Raw genomic sequence first — 18,848 nt, 5'->3', positions numbered from 1 at the left:
CAGCCAGATATGGATGAGCAAAGAGTAGAGATATCGTCCTCAACTAAGGAAGTATCCCCCAGTTGGCCCTCGTCACCAATCATGCGCTACTCCTCGCTTGAGGGGAGACTCGACCATAGTTTCTTAGCTCAAAAGCTCCAAGGAGCAAAGAGCTATAAGCGCATTGCGGGTTACTTTCGCTCTTCCATCTTTGAGCTCGTTGGAGAAGAGATCGAAAGCATCGAAGAGGTGAAGATTGTCTGCAACTCCGAACTCGATGCATCTGATATCGCAGTCTCTAAAGCCGCTCGTGAGGTCGCACTTAAAGGAGTGTGGAATGGTATTGCTCCTGAAACAGAGGCACTACTACATCGAGAGCGCTACCAGCGACTCTATAAGCTTCTTTGTTCGGGGCGGGTACAGATTAGGGTCGTGCCTAAAGACAAGGTCTTCGTGCATGGTAAAGCCGGCGTCATTGCACAACCAGACGGTTCCAAGATTGCGTTCTTAGGCTCCGTCAACGAGAGCAAAGCGGCATTTGCGCATAACTACGAGATCCTCTGGGAAGATAGCTCCCCTGAAGCAGCGCTCTGGGTAGAAGCAGAGTTCAACAAGCTCTGGGACGAGGCCCATGAGCTTCCAGATGCAATTATCACGGAGATCAAACGGATCTCTCAGCGCATAGAAGTACACTTTGCCGACCTAAGTCCAGCAGAACTACCCGCAGCTGCAATGGTGGAGTCGCCCATCTACCGGGGCGGCGAAGGGCTACAACCCTGGCAACGCTCCTTTGTGTCTACCTTTTTAGAGCATCGCGAGATCTTTGGGAAAGCTCGACTCCTATTAGCTGATGAAGTTGGGTTGGGAAAGACGTTATCAATGGCGACAGCTGCACTGGTTGGGAGTCTGCTCGGCGACGGACCGGTGCTTATTTTGTGTCCCGCAACATTGACCCAACAGTGGCAGACAGAGCTGAAAGACCACTTGGGAATTCCAAGTGCGGTATGGCTTTCCAACAAGAAACAGTGGGTGGACAACCAACAAAGAGTCATCCGAGGAGGAAGCGCTGGCGAAGTTGGGCGTTGTCCGTTGCAGATAGGGATCGTCTCTACAGGTCTCATCACGCACAACTCCGCGGAAGCACAGGTCCTTCGCGAGATACGCTTTGGCACCGTGATCTTAGATGAGGCTCATAAGGCTCGAAAGAAACTTCGCTTTGACAAAGAGGATGGCGAGAGTAACTTGCGTTCCTTTATGGTTGACATCTCCCGCACCTCTCGCCATGTCCTACTTGGAACCGCCACGCCAATTCAAACCGCTGTACGAGAGCTTTGGGATCTCCTAGATGTGATCTCGGTAGATGCGGATTTTGTCTTTGGACAAGGAGGGGCAACTGGATGGCGGGTGGTGGAGCGAACGCTTCCTGTTATCACGGGTGAATCCTCCGTTGGTGACATTAACGAAGCCTGGGAACTCATTCGATCTCCCCTTGCGCCGCGCTCCTTGGCTACAATTGATGCTCGACCTTTACTTGACTCAATCCGAGCAGATCTCGGCCTCTCCGACAACACGTTTTATACCTCTCGGGGGCTATCAGGACTTGGAAGTTTTACTCGCGCGGACCTTGAAGACGCAATGGGGTCAGACTTCTTCCGCCATAACAATCCCTTCGTTCGGCATGTTGTGATACGCCAGCGCGCAACTCTTGAAGCCGAAGGTCTCCTCGCTAGAGTTGGGGTGAACGTCCATCCGGACCCCGATGCTTCACCTGGAACCTATGGAACGTCTTTCGATGGATTGGGGTTGATTACGAACTACTCGTTTGAGCGAGGCTACGAGGCCGCCGAGGAGTTCGGCGGTGCACTCCAGAGCAGGGGAAGTGGAGCAAGCTTATTCCGAGCGATCTTTTTACAACGTATCTGTTCGTCGTTTGCCTCTGGCTTAGCAACAGTAGGACGAATATTGGATAAACAGCTCAATGACGACGACGAAGAAGGAGAAGGGCTTCGGTCCGAGCAGGGTCTTTTAGATACCTTGACGACCAGAGAGATCGGCTACTTGGAACAGATTCGAGCGGAACTCTCACGCCCGGAAGCAGTCGATCCAAAACTCGCTGCCGTAAAGAAATTCTTGGAGTCCCAGTACTCCGAGGGACGGACCTGGGGAGAGTGGGGCTGCATCATATTCTCACAGTATTTTGATACGGTGGACTGGATAGCGAAAAAGTTAGCGGAGGTCTACCCTGATCAAACCATTGCGGTTTACGCCGGTGCATCAAAAAGTGGGCTATACCGAGATAGGCAGTTCGTTGCGGTGTCCCGAGAAGAAATTAAAGGGCTGGTGAAGTCTCGCGAAGTATCTTTGGTGGTCGCAACCGATGCAGCGTGCGAGGGACTCAACTTACAGACGTTGGGGACGCTCATAAACGTTGATCTTCCGTGGAACCCATCTCGGCTTGAACAGCGCCTCGGGCGGATCAAGCGATTTGGTCAAGCTCGCAAGGAGGTGGATATGTTGAACCTGGTGTACAAAGACACTCGGGATGAGAAAGTCTACGAGAAGCTTTCAGAGCGTATGAGAGACCGCTATAACCTCTTTGGCAGCATCCCGGATTGCATAGATGACGAATGGATAGATGATATCGAAGCATTTGCTGAGAAAGCCAAGACGTACCTCCACTTTCGGAATCGATCGGTCAGTATCTTCGAAAAAGCATCAAAGCGAACCGTCATGGGAGTAGATGGCTGGGAAGAGTGCTCAAAGGTACTCTCTCGTCGAGATATTGAATTGACTATGAACAAAGGTTGGACGCGATCCAACTAGACCACACAACGAAGCCTTTTACTATATCTTTTGATCACTTGAAACCCAGGGCATTTCGAGTTCGTCGCTTTGGAGTCCATCCCCTCGTAATTCGATAATTAGTAGATGAGTTCATCAACTCATTATTTTCAGCAGGCCACCGCATGTTTCAAAAACACTGCTGTTCACAAGGTTTTACATTCAATAGTCGCAGGATTTGAAAGTAGTTGAATAAGGAGAGCGAATACGAGTGCTTAAAGCCAGCAGAAGGCTCCTAGCTCGGAAATCTGCCTATTACCATCCCATCTAATTTCTTGAATCTTTACCTACTTGCGGCTAGAAGACAGCGCAACTACTAACCCGAATGCGGAAATAACAGTGTGAATAGTTTTCCATTCTCCTTCGTATTGGGAATGTATACAAGATCCTAAAAGCGTAGCAATTCCGGTTATCAGTAAGATATCTTTAGTTTCCATTTGACCACCTTTCTTTATTAGATATGATACCCATATTCTATTTAAATCTATGATAAACACTTATTTAAAATAATAGTTCATCTTCCTCCACCCTTTGGCGTTAAGCTGTAACAGTGGGATATTCGATACCCTAGGTGTCAGGATGGCTTCTGCTCAAATAATGGATGCATAAATCAATAGGGCGAAAACGTGAGAAATAACAATAATTTATCCGAACGTCAGTGCATCAGCTCAATTTTACATAATATATATTTTCGGCGTTTGTAAACAGGGCAGTTAAGCAACCTGTTGACGCATTACCAATGGCACCGCATCCGTCGTATTGGCCCATTACGGTTGTCTTTAATATCTTCATAGATCAACTTCGAACTCAATTCAACTGCGCAACTGTCGGTTGAACTTTTACTCTCCGGATTAGATCAGTGATTGAAGCAATTGGATACACATAATCTTCATTGACATTGGCGCTAGCTGGCCATTTGGGAACGTTCGAATTTCGTGAGCATTTGGAGTGATCCGAAAATATACAAATCTAAATTAGATCGTCCTACGTTAATGCCATCCCGAAGATATCGCATTTTACCACGCTGCGTGGTATGTGTCCCACATTGCGAACCCTAAAAGAATCTCTACAGCAAGTACTGCACCGAATTGCTGATTGTTTACCCGAAAACCATTTACAGCGAATCCTCCTGAATGAAGTTTGTACTTAGTTGGAAATAAGTACAAACTATCCCAATTGCATGTTTGAGATCGCTTTTATCACCTTAGTGGCCTGCTATCTAGCGAACATCCATCTACCTCTGAATGTCTACCGTTTGAATATTCGCTATCAAGTACTGTAGAACTTCTCGAAACTATCAATTATAAATGACCGCATCCTCCTCTCGACAGAGAAAATGATACCGAATACCGTATCATTTCGTCCCCCCTTGGCATTCACCCCCAGTTATCGGTACTAAAAATCCAATTGGCAGTTCTAGTAAGCCGAAAGCTTCCTAGCAAGTCTTTGGAGTGCCACTTTAGTCCGACTTCCCCACCAAAAGAGATCTTGACCATCTACGAAGATCACTTCAGAGATTGCACCTAGTTCAGGAAGTTGGCGTTTAGTAAATTTATATGGCTCGCTTGGGGCGATGATCAAATCGACTCGTCCTACAAAGTCCTCAAGGTCGATCTTTGAATATGTCGTTTCACCCCCAATAACCTCAAAGCCTAAGTGAGACAGGAGATCACCGCCATAAGTGTCAGGTCCGAGGGCCATATAGGGTCGTCGCCAAATTGGAACAAGAACTTTTATTCGAGAAGGTAACCTTATGAAATCATCGAACTTTGGAAGCTCTAAGTTGATAATCTTTGATAGCTCGGTAAAGTCGCGGTTCATGTCGGAAATTGATGATATTGAAGTTGCAAAAGTATCCATTTTGGCTTGCCGCAGAAGTTCGTAATCTGCAAGTAAATTCTCGTGGCGATCCAAAATTACAAGATCAGGCTCTAAGCTCGCTATCTTTGCCAAGTCAGGATCCTTCGTGCCTCCTATTAATGGTAAGTCGTCGCGATTGCAGTACCTCGTAACGCCGACGACGTTAGCACCTGCTGCGAGAAGCGTTTCAGATATTGATGGCACCAAGGAGACAATTCTCATGGTATTTGAGCCTATTCAATTATTGACTTAGGGAGATTGCTGGATCGCTACGTCTCGCTCAATACTTGGATGTTTGCAGCAAATTTCCTTGCGAATCTATAAGTCCGCCAAAGGCATTTTGACATCGAACATCCTCGGAATCTCGTGTGTCAAATCATATCTAGCGAGCGCCGATGGAAGGCTCCCATTTAATTGATCCGCTACCAATATCAGCTTTGTATCCATAATGTAGATGGAGGAAACTAATGTGAAGTCCAAAAGGCATACCCGTTCTACTCAAGGTAAGCAGGGCGCAGGTGCGCAAGAAGATCGCCGAAGGGGACAAGATGCTAAATGACGGTGCAACCATAAGTGAAGTTGCCGCTTTGCCATAAAAGAACTAAGGCGCTGCAGTTACCGAGACGACCTGGCACCGATGGAAGAGTACCTACGCTGCATTGAAGGGAACCAAAGTAAAGCTTACTCATTGAACTTGAATCTAAAGAACCATCGTCTAAAGAGCATCGTTGCTGACCAGGCTCTTGATATTGCAATGGCCAAGAAGGTGACGATAAGAAACTTCTAACCCTAAAATCTCACTTCTTTGGTAGTTCGCAAACTACAGATACGATTCGGGGTTTCTAAAGAGACGAGCCTGCAAAGTAGCAGGTCAAAATCGTTCTAAGCAGCGTACCGTAGCACCTGAACGCAAAAGTGCAGATCTAGACGAAGAGATCACGCAACTCCTTAGAACGTTTGTCCTAGAACACAAAGCTCAAGGTTACAAAAGAGCATACCTGACACGACGTTGTGGTGTTTGCCTGTTCGAACCTACTTGAAAATTGAAGCATCATCTATGTCAATTTGTGCAATCTTTGCAATTCTGATTAGGTCAGCATCGGAAGTTAGCAATGAAGCTTCGTATCTGCTCGCTACTCAAGCGATCATACAGTCGACCATGCCACGAGGTGTTATGCCTGAGAGGCGACATTTACGGTAAAGTCTCGCGGCACCCTCGAAATCTATGGCTGCATCGAAACCAAGAAGATCAAATCTAAGTAATAGACGGCGTAAGTCAGATTCATGCTGTTGGCTTCTTGCCTCAGCTATTATCTCCATGATTATTGGCTCTGTAACGACTAATGAACCGCTGTTACTTATAAGTTCGGTAATTCGCAAGTCAACCGAGCTTCCCGTAGCACGGTCGAATTCAATCCATGCCGATTTGTCAGCCAAAATCATCGAGGCGTCGGTTCGCCGTCTACTGGAATTTCACCGATAGCATGTGCACCACGCATCGCAAGAGCTTCTTCTCGGGTCATAGGTTGTCCTGCCATCCACCGCAAAGCTAAATTGACCGCTTCGGTTTTAGTGTGGATGCCGTACCGATCCATGATGGCTTCGAGGTAAACGCTCTCAATGTCAATATTGGTTCTGATCTTTGCCATACACCAACTATACACAAAGTATGTATAGTTGGTGTATTTTAAAAACGCTGTTTTTCGGGATCTAGATACAGTTGCTTGATTCGATACTCCCCTACCTAAGGTTAACTGCCATACCTAAAATTGGCTTCAGTGCTATGAACGTTGTTACTTCGCTTGATTTGTGTTTCCAAGAAAGCGAAGACAGAATAGCAATGAATAAGTATCCAGAGGAACTAGAGATAAATGGCAGCGGCTCTCTATGAATTAGACAACGTAAAGCCAGCAAAAGCTGGCGCAATTGCCAAGATTCAAACGATATCACGGCATCAATGTAAACGTTTCTTTACCAGTGGAATTCAGTGGGAAAAGCTGGAGCCACCAGCCCTAAGGAATCGATCAAGAAGATCAGGTACTAAATAGAATTTCGTTAGCGCCGATAACGGGGGTAACCCTTGTGATCATCAAAGAATATTAATAGCTCGCGGTTACCCCTTGATGCAATCGGCGTTAGGCCAGAGTCATCAATTATCATAACGTCTTTGGATCTTAGGTTGGCTAAGAGTGACTTGTGAGAACCGATAACTCTCGCTATGGCTATTCGGTCCAGTAGGTGAGATATTGGAAAGTAACGAATGGGTATGAACAGCCACAATTGCGCCATTGGCGATAGCGCAGACCAGATCCTGTGGCTGGCCCTGCCCCGTTGACGCTAACCTTTCGTGAGACTACTGAAGCAGAACCACCGAGTTGACGGGAAACGGTACTTAATAAGTCGTCACAACCGAATCCCCGGAGGAGTTCATCGCATTGTGAGATAGTGAATGAATCTCTTCGTGTAGCTCAGGTAATCGCGACCGGACCATCTCGAGTCTGATCACGCAGCATGATCTCGGTGGCCATGCGGCAACAGCCAACCTGTTTGGCAAATGTTCGCAGACTCTACCTCGGCTCCGAAGACGCTAGCCAGGGGCGCGCTGTTCGATGGTGAACCTCCGGCAATGGGAACACTTCCGATAATTGAATCGTGCACCATTGAATTCTTCTCGAGCGTTGCAATCACTTGCTGAAGTAAAGCTCCTCGCACCGACTGGGATTGCGTAGCCGGTGACCACTCGAGAAGCCTCGTCCAGATTTCTTGTGTTCTGACACCCAGTGGGAGCCACCGGGCAACGCAATCATCGCTGCGCCACGGGCTACATTCGGACATTTTGCTACGTCGAGTTTTGCAATGGTCTGTATCTCACTGAGTTTGGGGTTCATCGAGACGACTTTTTGGTGTATCAGAGCCATTTCAAACGGGAACTCCTACATAATTCGGGTCAACCTCCTCGGAGGAAAACCCGTCCTTATGGTTAGTGCAGATGATATCCACCTCGGCCGCCAACGCCGCAGCAAGGACGTGCTCGCCATCGGGATCCTTTAATTCGGGATCGTCGAAGACGTAATACTCTGATTCCACGGCGACCATCGACTCAAGGAAGTGCTTCTCCAATAGCCAACGCAGCCGCGTTGCGTCCTTAGATGCGTTCGGGTTCTTGTCTGCGTACTTGCGGGCCAGTTTGGTCTCCAATTCGACCATGATGCTGTCAGACCAGCGAAATTCGATTAGACCAAACTGATGGGTTTAGATCAAGTAGTCGCGGACGGTCCTGCCAAACAGAACGTTGGTGTCCGTCAGGACAACGCGGAACATTAGTCGTCGAATCCAGCCTGTCAACGGCCATTTGAAAACATACTTATCGAGTTTCGTAAGTTTCGCCTCCACCGAGACCAGATTGGAGCTAATCCTTAGTAGAACAGATGTTCTACTAAGGTGGCATGGTGGATATCTCAGGCTTTATGGTACGCTTCGCTTCAAAGTAAGCATGTGAAGATCATTTGATCAAATTGCTATTGCTATGAGGGATTTAGATGTCCAAAGTGTAACTTCGATCAATTTACTTTAGTAAGGCCAAATCATTTCAAGAAATGCAGCATCTCGAGCTCCACTTTTTCAATGTAAATCTTGTCACCGCCAAACTAGCGTTACCTCCGGAACCATCTTCCATCGAAGCCATATCTCTTTTTCCTAGTGGTTTTCTGCTATCTATCTATTGTCCAACGACAAGCGTGGTCTTTCAGCTACTACCCCCTAGCCATTAGAGCCCTTGCTAAATTCGTTCAAGTATCTTATTCGACTGGATGGTTGATGTTAAATAAGCTACCTAAGGCAATGGCTGAGCGCAATGGCTGAGCGCAATGGCTGAGCGTACCGGCTGACCGAGATGGTTTATACAAACTTGGAGAAAACGCCTGAGTAGATGAGTTCTTTTTAGGTGGTGAGAGCCATGGTGAAGACTAAAGAGGAAAAGCAACGACCCAAACCAATCTCCTAATTTGAATATCGATTAGCAATGGTGCTCCTACTCATTGCTTCATGGAAGTAATCAAAGATACCACTGCTAAATCACCCAAAGATGTTTTTGTGAGACGTTGAGATTCTAATACCAAGCTGATAAGTGATGGTAACCCAAGTTACGGGGTATGTGCTGAAAGACCTTGGACTAGCGCACGGGTTCACTCTATCCAAAGACGAACAATCACATGTAACATTCAAATGGCTCAAGATCCTCAATTGTAAACTCCAAGAAATTTATCGACAGAACCTACCACGGACTCACCAAGAACATAAGCAACTTATGCCTCGAGGAATTCGCATACCGATTCAACGCAAGGCACTTTGAAATGTCCTTGGTAGAGCGACTTCTCAATACATGTGTGTTTGCGTCTCCACATCCGCTACTCCGCGAATCTGATTCCAAAATGGCTCTTGCTTACGAAACTTGATAAGTATGATTCAAAATGACAATCTGCCTTGACAACTTTGCTCCGACAAGATAGATTGACAATCGTGACGCATCCTGACCTAGCGGAAAGCGCGGGAAGTGACGATCCTACAGTTGGGCTTCGAGCCGTTGCTTCCCTTCGACGGCTAGCCGAACAGTTGGAGTACTTGCACGTTGACAGAGCCCGCGACCTTGGTTGGTCGTGGTCCCAGATCGCCTCAGAGCTCGGTGTATCCAAGCAGGCTGTAAACCAAAAGCATGGATTCCACGCTGACCCAAGCACTTAGAAAAGGAGCTGAGCAAATGTCGATATTCGCGGAGTCATCCAAAGCGGTCTTTTTCCGAGCACAGGATCTCGCCATAGAGCTGGGCTCTCGCTACTTGAGTGTGGGCCATCTTCTTTACGGCTGCGCCGAAGTCCGGGATGAGACTGCGGGTGGGCCCCTACGAGAGTGCGGTATCACGGCAGTGGCTATTCGACGAATTCTCCCACGTACGGCTGAACAGCCAGCAGAGCAGGCCGATCCTGAAGTGATGAGCTCTATCGGGATCGACTACGGGGGCGTCCGAGCAGCGGTCGATGGAACCTTTGGGGCGGGCGCACTCGAAAGCGCCCCTGATCGGCGCGTATCGATCACTCGGACCTGCCCGCCAACCTTTACTCCCAACGCAAAGCGGACACTAGAGCTATCGCTTCGAACTGCTCAGGAACTGCACCACCATCACATCCTCCCTGGCCATTTGTTGCTAGGACTGCTTCGCCTCGACGATGAGCTCGTGTCGAACATCATCGAGCAGTCTTGCACGACCGTGGCTGCCCTCTCGGCCGCGGTGCTAACCAGCCTTGCAGTCGTTGTTTAGTCAACGCAATGTCAATTGCGAAGGTTTTTGGGATACTTACCTGACTCTTCGTTGAGGTCGTGTAGTAGGAGTCCGAACAGGTCTCTGGTGGTTCGAAGTTCGAATAAGGACAACGCACCTCCACCAAGTTCTAGTATCGTCCCTGAAGGTTCTCCAATTAACTGCTAAAACAACAATTGAATAGGTCTGACTACACCATCCTAAGCATCCACTCAATGATGATTGTAACGAGCGAATTGCCCGACTTATGGAGAGACCTAGCTGTTAGATACCCTAGGTGTCTGGATGGTTGGCATCTGCTCAAGTGGATTATGAATAACTCGACAGGACGAGAACTTGAGGAATGTTGATAATTTATCCACAGGATCGAAAAGAATCCCAATTTGCAATATAAACAAAGCAAATCATGATCGATCCTTTCCTCAAAATTGCATCAATCGATTGAGAGATTAGGGAAGTTTTTTGTGAACTCGTCTCCTTAGAACCGTCAAACAAATTGCCACGTTGTGTCATTATTCGGCGACTCAATTTCGCTGGCACTACTATAACGAGCGTAGCAATTCGCTAAGTGCTACGATTAGAAGTAGCTTGCCCCGCTCAAAAGTTGGCGAAGGGCAGCTCCGAATTCAGTCTTTCAATTTCACTATTACTTACAGGGAGCCCTTCATGATAGTTAGAGATTCTATATACGTAGATGGATCGTGGATTAAGTCCAATGCAACCTCGACTATTGACGTCATCAATTCCACCACCGAAGAGGTTATGGCAACGGTCCCTGCCGGCACTGCTGCCGACGTAGAAAAGGCGGTAGATGCAGCAAAGAGGGCATTCAAGACTTGGTCAAAGGTATCAGTAGATGAGCGCTCAAAGTATTGCACAAGAATTGCCGAGGGGCTTCAAGCTCGCCTAGACGAAATCTCCACAATCGTTACTCAAGAGGTCGGCATGGTAAAAAACCTAAGCTCCCTCATCCAAGTAGGTTTACCTATAAATTCATTCAACACCGCAGCATCGATAGCATCAAGCTTTGATTTTGAAGAGCGCTCTGGGAACTCGACCATTGTTCGAGAGCCAATTGGTGTTGTTGGATGTATCACCCCATGGAACTACCCTCTCCATCAGATAGCCGCAAAGGTAGCCTATGCAATTGCTGCGGGTTGCACAGTTGTCCTAAAGCCGTCAGAGGTCGCACCATTGAACGCATTCCTTCTAGCCGAGATAGTGGACGAAGTTGGTTTACCTGCCGGAGTCTTCAACCTAGTTTGCGGGGTCGGTCCAATCGTCGGTGAGGCTATAGCTTCACATCCAGACGTCGACATGGTCTCTTTTACAGGATCTACTCGAGCAGGGAGCCGAATCGCTGAAATTTGCGGATCACGCATCGCAAAGGCTACTCTTGAACTAGGTGGAAAGAGTGCAAATATCATTCTCGAAGATGCTGACCTTGAACGCGCAGTCGCAGATGGAGTATCAAAGGCATTTCTCAATTCAGGACAGACCTGCTCTGCTTTGACGAGAATGCTCGTTCCGAGAAACAAAATTACGGAAGTAGAGCAGATCGCAGCGCAAACTGCTGAAAAGATGACTGTTGGCGATCCTTTTGCTAGGAATTCCCGCCTCGGTCCCCTAGTTTCGAAGTCTCAATGGGATAGGGTGCAACACTATATCTCAATAGGTATCGACGAGGGCGCGACTCTAGTAACCGGCGGCCTTGGCAAACCCGATGGCCTTGATACTGGATTCTTTGTCAAACCAACGATCTTTTCAAATGTCTCTTCTGATATGACAATTGCTCAAGAGGAGATATTCGGCCCAGTGCTCGTCATAATACCCTTTGACACAGAAGAAGAGGCAATTGCAATTGCAAACGACTCTAATTACGGTCTTGCAGGCGGAGTGTGGGCATCGACTCAAGAACGAGCTCTATCAATTGCACGTCAGATACGAACTGGACAAGTAGAGATCAACGGAGGGGCGTTCAACCCCAATGCTCCATTTGGAGGATACAAAAAATCAGGAATCGGTAGAGAATTTGGTCGCTTCGGCTTGGATGAGTTCCTCTTGGTTAAATCAATTCAAGAGTAGTGCCAAAAGGAGTGAAGGTCGAGGTGCTTGTCTTGCCTTTAGACCATGGTGGGTTCGGCAACTAAATTATTGCGGTATTGAAGTCGTAAGCCAAGATTCGACGCGCTTCTCACTCTGGAAGCAACCCTCGAAGAAATGCGCGTACCTTTTTATCTCCATAGGGTTTTGAACTTACGGCCATTGCTACTGATACAAGAGGTGCTCCAATCGGACGTGCTCCATCTGTATAACGAAGTTGCATTCGCTTTCGCTTTTCGCTAATTAGTGCGATACACTCACCATTTCGCCAAATTTCTAAGTCCATACCTCTATGAAACTTCGCTACGGGGTCGAACGATGATCTCTAGGTTCAGAGCATTAAATGCATCTACCAAATATTTGACTGCATTTGTAGTCGAACCAGTTTCGAGCTCTGCGATGTAGCCCGGATTTTCTTGCAAGCTCTACTTGAGTCACACCTACGATGTTGCGAAATTCTCTAATCGCTAGTCCAAATGACTGAGGTACAATGATTATGAATTCACTATCTGTCTCTCTGGGCATAGTGAATTCATAGTCACTCTAAAGGCTCATTGTCTGATTATACAGACAATGACTGATCTTGTAAAGTTATCTCATTTTACCGACAATATGTCGATCTCCGAAAGTTCATCAAGAATCAACGGGTTGGCTCCTTGAGTACAAACCATCCCGGCTAATACTCTCTTCGAACATGGAGTTATCGCGCAAATCGATTCATCTGCCCATGAGAGTGAAGAGTCAATTCTGCTACGACAGCAAGCAAATGAGATAAAGTCTAAAAAGGATTTAACTCGAAGTTCTTGGCGGTCTATCAGTTCGATATTTCCAAGAGTGTCAACGTTTCCGGTTGCCTTAATAATTCCGCGAACAGTTACCCAAATGGATTTACAAAGCAATAATTTTTAGCATATGGAGATATTAGAATTACTTGAACCGTTGGTAACGATTTACACCACAAATCAATACAACATCGCACCTTTCTACCTATCGAAGGAACCGATCGTCAAATTCGACGATCGGTTACCATCCATGGGCTAAAGATCACTTGAAGAATCAAGTAAATCCATCCAGAAGTCAAAGGTCTATGCCTTCGAGAAACCATGGTTTCAAAAAGAAAAGAAGAATCTTATCGCTTTGCCTAAGAGTTATCAACCGACTCGAATAACGGGGACTGAGTCAAATCACCGTCTTCCCCATAGTCAATCTCAACCTTGGTTACGGTAGTCTGCGGTATGAAGGTAGGGTCAAGACGGATCAAATCCCACTCATTGATCCACGCTCGCACATACTGACGCATTCTATTTGAGCCCAACCTCTCTAGCCCACCCACATGTGGTGGGTCCCAGTTATAGGCAGCGCCGTGAATTCTTCGAATTGCCTCATAGGTTACGTTCAATTCATTATCATTTGGAGACTGAAGCTCTGATTGACGACTGCCCAATATCTTCATCCCAGCTATAGCGTCGATTGAAAGCATTGCCTCTTCGAGTCGGTCTTTGGCAGCTAAGCGTTGGGGAATCTTGTTATAGTCACCCTTACCGATTAGGACTTCTCCTTCAAAGTCGTCCACACTGGTTAGAACCGAGATAATTGGCGAAGGTGGGTATTTCTTAGAACCCTCCACCCAGCGACGAATCTCCGCATAGGACTTTGCCCGTTGCATCAGGGAGTAACGTCCGATCAATTCAACTTCGTCGATCAAAAGCACCCATCCAGAAAAACCCGCCGCATGAATCAAGCGGGATACAAATGCAAATCTATCCAAGGAGAGATCCATTGCCTTGGTGGAACGAAGAGAATAACCTCCCAACCAACCAGCTTCGCGAAGGCGTTTTCTCATCTCTGCTATAGAAAAGGGCTCTCCGGCCCAAAACTGAGTAAGCTTCTCGGCAAACTCCTCATCACCCTGAAAGCTCTCAAATAGCCGCAGTGACGCACTAAGGCGCTGGTCTAGCTTACACTCGGGCTGATGGAGCCAAGAATAGAGCGCGGCATATCGAGGTGAATCAAATTTCAATGCAGCTGCAATCTCATCGATAGCCGATCCAGATCGTTCTGGTACTTTAGCTGAAGCTATCGCCGCGCGAAACATTGCAGTAGGATTGTGAAGCGGAGTCTCTTTGGAGATGACAATCTTTGAGACCACAAAACGTTTGGCCAATGCGACTTCGCCTAGATATTCAAGCAGGTGACTCTTTCCTGATCCAAAACCACCCTTGATGACCATGCCAAAGGAAGATCGATCGCTGGTAGCATCGGAGGTCTCGGTAAGCAAACCTTCAAATCGATCCACAATCGAACGCTGCGTTGTTCCAAGTGCCTTGACACTCTCGCCATTAGGAACTCCAGATCGAAGTGCCTCTATCGCTCGCCGGGCGATCTGTCGTACATCTTCTAAGCTCTCTTGATCCACGTTCAATGCGACACCTCCTTCAAAGTTGCCAAGTTACCATCTAAGAGATCTTGGGAGAGCTCCTCCGCGGTTGAAGAGGAGAGAGAAATAAGAGAAGAGTATGGGTTGTCACGGTTTTTATCTCTCACCTCGTCATAAATCCGCAGCTTAAGGGCTTGATAGGCTGACAGGCCTCGCGAGTCGTCACTCAAAAACTCAGGTGAGATAACGACGATCGTGGCAAAATTAGAAAATTCGTCCGCATTGTCGATGAGTTGGCGTAATGATTCATAGGCATCCATTACTGCATTGCGACTATAAATTATTCCGGGCGACTCAATGTCTGGTTCTTTTCTCAATTTCTGAAATTGACGGATATCGAGCGTCAATAGAAATCCCTCATAGCCATTCGCCACTATCCATCGAGAGAGAGAAAAGAGCATTGCCCTCGCATTCGAACGAGAGATCTTACGAAAGATTAGAGCACTCTTCAATAGAGAGATCTGCCTTAGGGATCCCTCCAGCCAAGCAATTATTGAATCACGCTCTAGTTCTGTAACCTGTCCGCTCTTGAGTTCGTACTGGCAAAGTCGCATCATTGCTATGCGAAACTCTCCAACCATAGAGTAATCTTTGAAGATCCTTTGCTGAAGAACGATATTGATATCGCGTTTAACTTCACGTTCATCAGCCCCATAAGAAAAAGCCAACATCGCTAGAGAAAGATCCTGATCGTCGTTGGGAACTGGATATCCTGCACTATGGGCTGCAATTCTGGTAAAGCTATTTGCTAGCTTTTGCCAATCGATCTGCCTTGCGATACCAAAAAAAATCTGCTCGATCATCTGCACCTTGGAGGTCGCTGAATCAATTCGTGCCACTAAATGTCCACTCGACTGTGCTTGCGAACAGATAGCATCAACAAAGTTAGCCTCTTCACCGGAAGGTGGTAAGACAAACTTTGTCGTAGTACCTCCCCTGGGTATATAGCTCGTTAGATATTCTTGAGAGAAAAACTCGAGATACTTATCGCTATCTATCATTGCGTCACCTCGAAGGAGATTCCTGCGTATAGCTTGATCTGACCACCTTTAGCAACTGTCTCCATCGTGCCGGAACTTCGAGTCATTGCACTTGCTGGCAACTTCAAGACACGGCCACCTCTGGTGGTATCAATTCCACTTTGATCGAGCAGATAGATATCTCGCACAAACTCCGATTTCGTGTAACTCTTAGCAGCTGGAAGAATCGTCAAAACTCTATAGAGATCCACAAGTTTGACAACTGTACCTGCTGGGAACTCCTTTTCGGCAACTACTAGGTCATAAGCAGTTGCGATCATCTCAATAAATGTTTCTGGCTTTAATCCAAATTGGCGCTTTGAGAGGCCTTTCAATTGAGCAACCAAAAAACTAGGGCGAATCCCCCGCTGTTTCTTCTTTTCAATGATCACTGTTGCATCTGAGGGAGAAAGCGAGATTATTGTCGGATAGGAGAGGAATTTTCCATCGGATTCAATAATCCTTATATCTTCCTCCTCGCAAAGAGAAAATAGTTCCTCCTTGTAAGAGCCCGACTCCATTATCTTTGAGACATCTACTTCAGCAAGGGAACTAAGTTCATCCACCACCGAGCCAATCCCCTCAACCAATGTTTTCAATTCAGTCACAGCAAGGATGTAATCTCGAACTGAGCCAGTTTGAGAGGCCTTCTTAGCCTTTTTCCCCCGAGCGCTGATGGAATTTACAATACGAACCAACTCATCAACCGTTGCTTCGGCCATCTCAAAGTGTCGCTCTAGAGAACTATCCTGCTTCAAATTGGGATTCAAACAATCATCCTTTCGATCGCATATGAAAGCGGCTACACATCTAAAAACACGAAAAGTGCAAATGCAAGTTAGTACTACTTTAATGTATCATCCCAGCTAGTCGCCTTGGTCAAATATCAACCACCACCTCTAATTAGCGACCGGAAGTCTTAAACCTTCTCACGATACGCGACACGACTCTCCCTAATTCGAAGGAGAATGCAGAGCCTTCAATTGCATCCAAAAGAGGTAACGCCTCGTAGAGGAGTTTGACTCAGATTTAAAAGGTACGCAGTCAAACTTGCGGAGATCCAAATATCGTTCCATTGGACAGGTAGTAGAAGAGTTGGGTATCTCAGAGGCGACGTTCAACAACTGGGTCTACAACGCTCGGAGAGCAAAGAAGGCTAGCAGCGGTGAAAGATCGGATGTGTTGTGGCCGACGAGATCAACCGTCTCCGCAAGGAGATAAGAGCAAGCCCGTAAATGGAAAAGGAGTGAGCGACTTGAGTTTTCGCACCTTCTGGATAAGGGAAAGTCCAACGAAACTAGGGTGCTTCTATCATCGATGTCCAGAAGGCCGACTTTCCGATCAGTTTGCCCTGCAGAGTCTTAGCTGTATCGCGTTCTGCCTATTATCGTTGGGCGGTGAGGAGAAAGTAACTCGAAGAGCTAAATAGCGCTCGTGAGGAACTGAAGACGAGGCTACTTGAAGCCTTCTCAGCTAACCGTAGGATCTACAGGGCACCGAGGCTTACCCATAAACCTAGAGCCATGGGTGTTGGTATCTCTAGAGCGACCGCTAGTCGCCTGATGGCCGAGTTATCCATTACTGGGGCTTGTGGAAGAGCTAAAACAATCACCACTAGGCCAGATTGACATGCCAGAAAGAGTTCTGATTTGGTTCAGCGTAACTTTTCCGTCGATGCACCCGACAAGTTATGAGTTAGCGACCTTACCTACATCGGCACCAGGGAGGGCTGGTTGTAGGAAGGTTACTCTGCATCATGGACGCGATTCAAGTAAGGATCCTTGGATACTCGATAGCGAGGTAATGGACACCCAGATGTTTATAGATTGCCTCGATAAAGCCAGATCTACCAGGGGAAAGGTACTGATGTCAGATACCATTTTTCACTCTGATTATGCCGAGGTTTTCATTAAGCCGAGGAATCTAAATTTTCCCTGGACGTGAGAGGTTTGTTGACTAATTCCTCGGCTTAATGTTCCTGCTGATTATCGTTATATTCAGTCTCGCCTATATGTTTTTGCGAAAGGGAAGAATGTAGATGCTAAGGCCGCGCGAATCGACATTACGCCGTTAGGGACCGAGTGCACCTCGAAGATGAAGACTTCAGCAACGATATCCCCGCCGAGAACATCCTCACCAAGGATGGACTTCTGGTTCCACGTAGCCCGCGTTGACACCGAAATATTAAGCCGAGAAATTGTCCAGCTATCCACGTCTACGCTGGCATAACATTAATTCCTCGGCTTAATGAAAACCTCGGCACAATCGGAGTTAAGCCGAATTCGGCTTAACTCCGACCACGGATCTCAATATACGAGTATCGAGGTCAGAGAGATGCTACGACTCGCTCAATTCTTGTAAGTCGATGGGGAGCGTTGGAGATTCACCGTTGACCGGCTAATCGTATGACAACGCTATGGCCGAGGCGCTTTTGTGCCTCGTTGAAGAAGGAGCTCGTGTATCGAACAGTCTTCGATACTAGAGAGGAGGCAAGAATAGAGATCTTCGTCTGGATCCAATGGTACAACCGAGAGCGGAGACATTTACGTATTGGTGATATTTCACCAACTGAGCTCCCTCAAGTCAGCTATGTTGAAAGTTGCATAGATAAGCTACAGTTCCGTGTCGCGTTTGGTGAGTAATTCCAAGTTGAGAACAAAAAGCCCTAGTAGAGGTTAGATGCGACCTATGGCGCCAGATGAGAGAACTTCCTTCTCGAAGAATATGACCGCAAGTTCGCAGGTGCGCGGTGGGCACTACTAAAGAACCCCGGAGATTTGACTGACTGCCAGGGTGAAACCCTACTTCGAATCAAGCGTACCGGTGGAAAACTCTAGCGGGCATACGAGATGAAGGAGTCCCTAAGAGCTGTATTTGCTGGAGATCTCTCTAACGATGAGGTAAGTGAACTCCCTTAGAGCGATGGTGTTCCCGAGCTTCTCGGTCCCGGATTGAAACCTTCGTCCGATTGTCAAAGACAATTCGGACCCATAAGGCGGGCATCATGGCCGCAATTGATCCCTTTGCTTTGACAAGGGCGTATCAAATGGTCGAGTTGAAGGTTTGAGCACCAAGATCCGCTCGATCATTGCTAGATGTTATGGACTACATTCTGCTGAGGCAACTCTAGCTTTGGTCATGCTTTCTTGTGGAACTATTGATCTCAAACTTTCGTACGATAGGGCGAGTTGATCCACATGAAGGTCAATAGAGCCAAAAATATTGTCCGAAGCTCTCCCATTGGAGTCAGCGCGGTCGACATGGCGTCGAACGCGTCGCTGACATATTAGTAGCG

Annotated in this window: 15 protein-coding genes and 3 pseudogenes; 8 read left to right on the top strand and 10 right to left on the bottom strand. The window is 47.1% G+C overall.

Annotation, left to right across the window (positions count from 1 at the left end):
- Positions 1-9 precede the first annotated feature (9 nt).
- The gene (locus ACIDITHRIX25_RS72730) at positions 10-2,802 is read left to right on the top strand and encodes a phospholipase D-like domain-containing anti-phage protein (RefSeq protein WP_201732538.1); all 2,793 of its coding nucleotides are present in this window, start codon (positions 10-12) and stop codon (positions 2,800-2,802) included.
- Positions 2,803-4,236: 1,434 nt separating this feature from the next.
- Here ACIDITHRIX25_RS72730 and ACIDITHRIX25_RS72725 read toward each other — a convergent pair.
- The 4 genes from ACIDITHRIX25_RS72725 to ACIDITHRIX25_RS72710 form a co-directional block, all read right to left on the bottom strand.
- Positions 4,237-4,902, bottom strand: a complete 666-nt coding sequence (locus tag ACIDITHRIX25_RS72725) for a helical backbone metal receptor (protein ID WP_201732537.1) — start codon at positions 4,900-4,902, stop codon at positions 4,237-4,239.
- 915 nt (positions 4,903-5,817) lie between these two features.
- Positions 5,818-6,123, bottom strand: a complete 306-nt coding sequence (gene vapC / locus ACIDITHRIX25_RS72720) for a type II toxin-antitoxin system VapC family toxin (RefSeq protein WP_201732536.1) — start codon at positions 6,121-6,123, stop codon at positions 5,818-5,820.
- Positions 6,120-6,329: a type II toxin-antitoxin system VapB family antitoxin gene (locus ACIDITHRIX25_RS72715; RefSeq protein ID WP_052605258.1), complete on the bottom strand. Its 210-nt coding sequence runs from the start codon at positions 6,327-6,329 to the stop codon at positions 6,120-6,122. The genes vapC and ACIDITHRIX25_RS72715 overlap by 4 nt, the downstream gene beginning before the upstream one ends.
- A gap of 1,270 nt (positions 6,330-7,599) precedes the next feature.
- Positions 7,600-7,914, bottom strand: a complete 315-nt coding sequence (locus ACIDITHRIX25_RS72710) for a PIN domain-containing protein (RefSeq protein WP_268749148.1) — start codon at positions 7,912-7,914, stop codon at positions 7,600-7,602.
- A 272-nt stretch (positions 7,915-8,186) separates the two neighbouring features.
- On the opposite strand from ACIDITHRIX25_RS72710, the pseudogene ACIDITHRIX25_RS72705 reads away from it, so the two are divergent.
- The 4 genes and pseudogenes from ACIDITHRIX25_RS72705 to ACIDITHRIX25_RS72690 all read left to right on the top strand — a co-directional run bounded on the left by ACIDITHRIX25_RS72705 (position 8,187) and on the right by ACIDITHRIX25_RS72690 (position 12,079).
- Positions 8,187-9,134: pseudogene (locus ACIDITHRIX25_RS72705) on the top strand (IS1595 family transposase).
- Between the two features lie 61 nt (positions 9,135-9,195).
- On the top strand, positions 9,196-9,420 hold the full coding sequence (locus ACIDITHRIX25_RS72700) for a helix-turn-helix domain-containing protein (protein ID WP_201732949.1): 225 nt from the start codon (positions 9,196-9,198) through the stop codon (positions 9,418-9,420).
- Positions 9,421-9,436: 16 nt separating this feature from the next.
- Positions 9,437-9,994: a Clp protease N-terminal domain-containing protein gene (locus ACIDITHRIX25_RS72695; RefSeq protein ID WP_201732534.1), complete on the top strand. Its 558-nt coding sequence runs from the start codon at positions 9,437-9,439 to the stop codon at positions 9,992-9,994.
- A gap of 666 nt (positions 9,995-10,660) precedes the next feature.
- A complete protein-coding gene (locus tag ACIDITHRIX25_RS72690) occupies positions 10,661-12,079 on the top strand; it encodes an aldehyde dehydrogenase family protein (protein ID WP_201732533.1) in 1,419 nt (472 codons plus the stop codon).
- Between the two features lie 109 nt (positions 12,080-12,188).
- Here the strand turns inward: ACIDITHRIX25_RS72690 and ACIDITHRIX25_RS72685 are convergent, their stop codons facing one another.
- The 6 genes from ACIDITHRIX25_RS72685 to ACIDITHRIX25_RS72660 form a co-directional block, all read right to left on the bottom strand.
- Positions 12,189-12,383 carry a HipA N-terminal domain-containing protein gene (locus ACIDITHRIX25_RS72685; RefSeq protein WP_052605264.1) on the bottom strand — a complete coding sequence of 65 codons (195 nt, stop codon included), beginning with the start codon at positions 12,381-12,383 and terminating at the stop codon, positions 12,189-12,191.
- 4 nt (positions 12,384-12,387) lie between these two features.
- The gene (locus tag ACIDITHRIX25_RS72680; RefSeq protein ID WP_268749147.1) at positions 12,388-12,519 is read right to left on the bottom strand and encodes a hypothetical protein; all 132 of its coding nucleotides are present in this window, start codon (positions 12,517-12,519) and stop codon (positions 12,388-12,390) included.
- Between the two features lie 174 nt (positions 12,520-12,693).
- The gene (locus tag ACIDITHRIX25_RS72675) at positions 12,694-12,996 is read right to left on the bottom strand and encodes a hypothetical protein (RefSeq protein ID WP_201732532.1); all 303 of its coding nucleotides are present in this window, start codon (positions 12,994-12,996) and stop codon (positions 12,694-12,696) included.
- 242 nt (positions 12,997-13,238) lie between these two features.
- Positions 13,239-14,513, bottom strand: a complete 1,275-nt coding sequence (locus ACIDITHRIX25_RS72670) for a BREX system ATP-binding domain-containing protein (protein ID WP_249685692.1) — start codon at positions 14,511-14,513, stop codon at positions 13,239-13,241.
- Positions 14,514-14,515: 2 nt separating this feature from the next.
- Positions 14,516-15,535, bottom strand: a complete 1,020-nt coding sequence (locus tag ACIDITHRIX25_RS72665; RefSeq protein ID WP_052605267.1) for a BREX system ATP-binding domain-containing protein — start codon at positions 15,533-15,535, stop codon at positions 14,516-14,518.
- On the bottom strand, positions 15,532-16,323 hold the full coding sequence (locus ACIDITHRIX25_RS72660) for a hypothetical protein (RefSeq protein ID WP_201732530.1): 792 nt from the start codon (positions 16,321-16,323) through the stop codon (positions 15,532-15,534). Before ACIDITHRIX25_RS72660 ends, ACIDITHRIX25_RS72665 begins: the two co-directional genes overlap by 4 nt.
- A 1,635-nt stretch (positions 16,324-17,958) precedes the next feature.
- Between ACIDITHRIX25_RS72660 and ACIDITHRIX25_RS000000104190 the strand changes: the two genes are divergently transcribed.
- The 3 genes and pseudogenes from ACIDITHRIX25_RS000000104190 to ACIDITHRIX25_RS000000104180 all read left to right on the top strand — a co-directional run.
- On the top strand, positions 17,959-18,195 hold the full coding sequence (locus tag ACIDITHRIX25_RS000000104190) for an IS3 family transposase (RefSeq protein WP_052604395.1): 237 nt from the start codon (positions 17,959-17,961) through the stop codon (positions 18,193-18,195).
- Between the two features lie 284 nt (positions 18,196-18,479).
- Positions 18,480-18,620: pseudogene (locus ACIDITHRIX25_RS000000104185) on the top strand (hypothetical protein); the annotation flags it as partial.
- A pseudogene (locus ACIDITHRIX25_RS000000104180) lies at positions 18,614-18,745 on the top strand (hypothetical protein); the annotation flags it as partial. The pseudogenes ACIDITHRIX25_RS000000104185 and ACIDITHRIX25_RS000000104180, both read left to right, overlap by 7 nt.
- Positions 18,746-18,848 lie beyond the last annotated feature (103 nt).

This window comes from Acidithrix sp. C25 (assembly GCF_904848545.2).
This window is presented reverse-complemented; position numbering and strand designations above follow the sequence as displayed.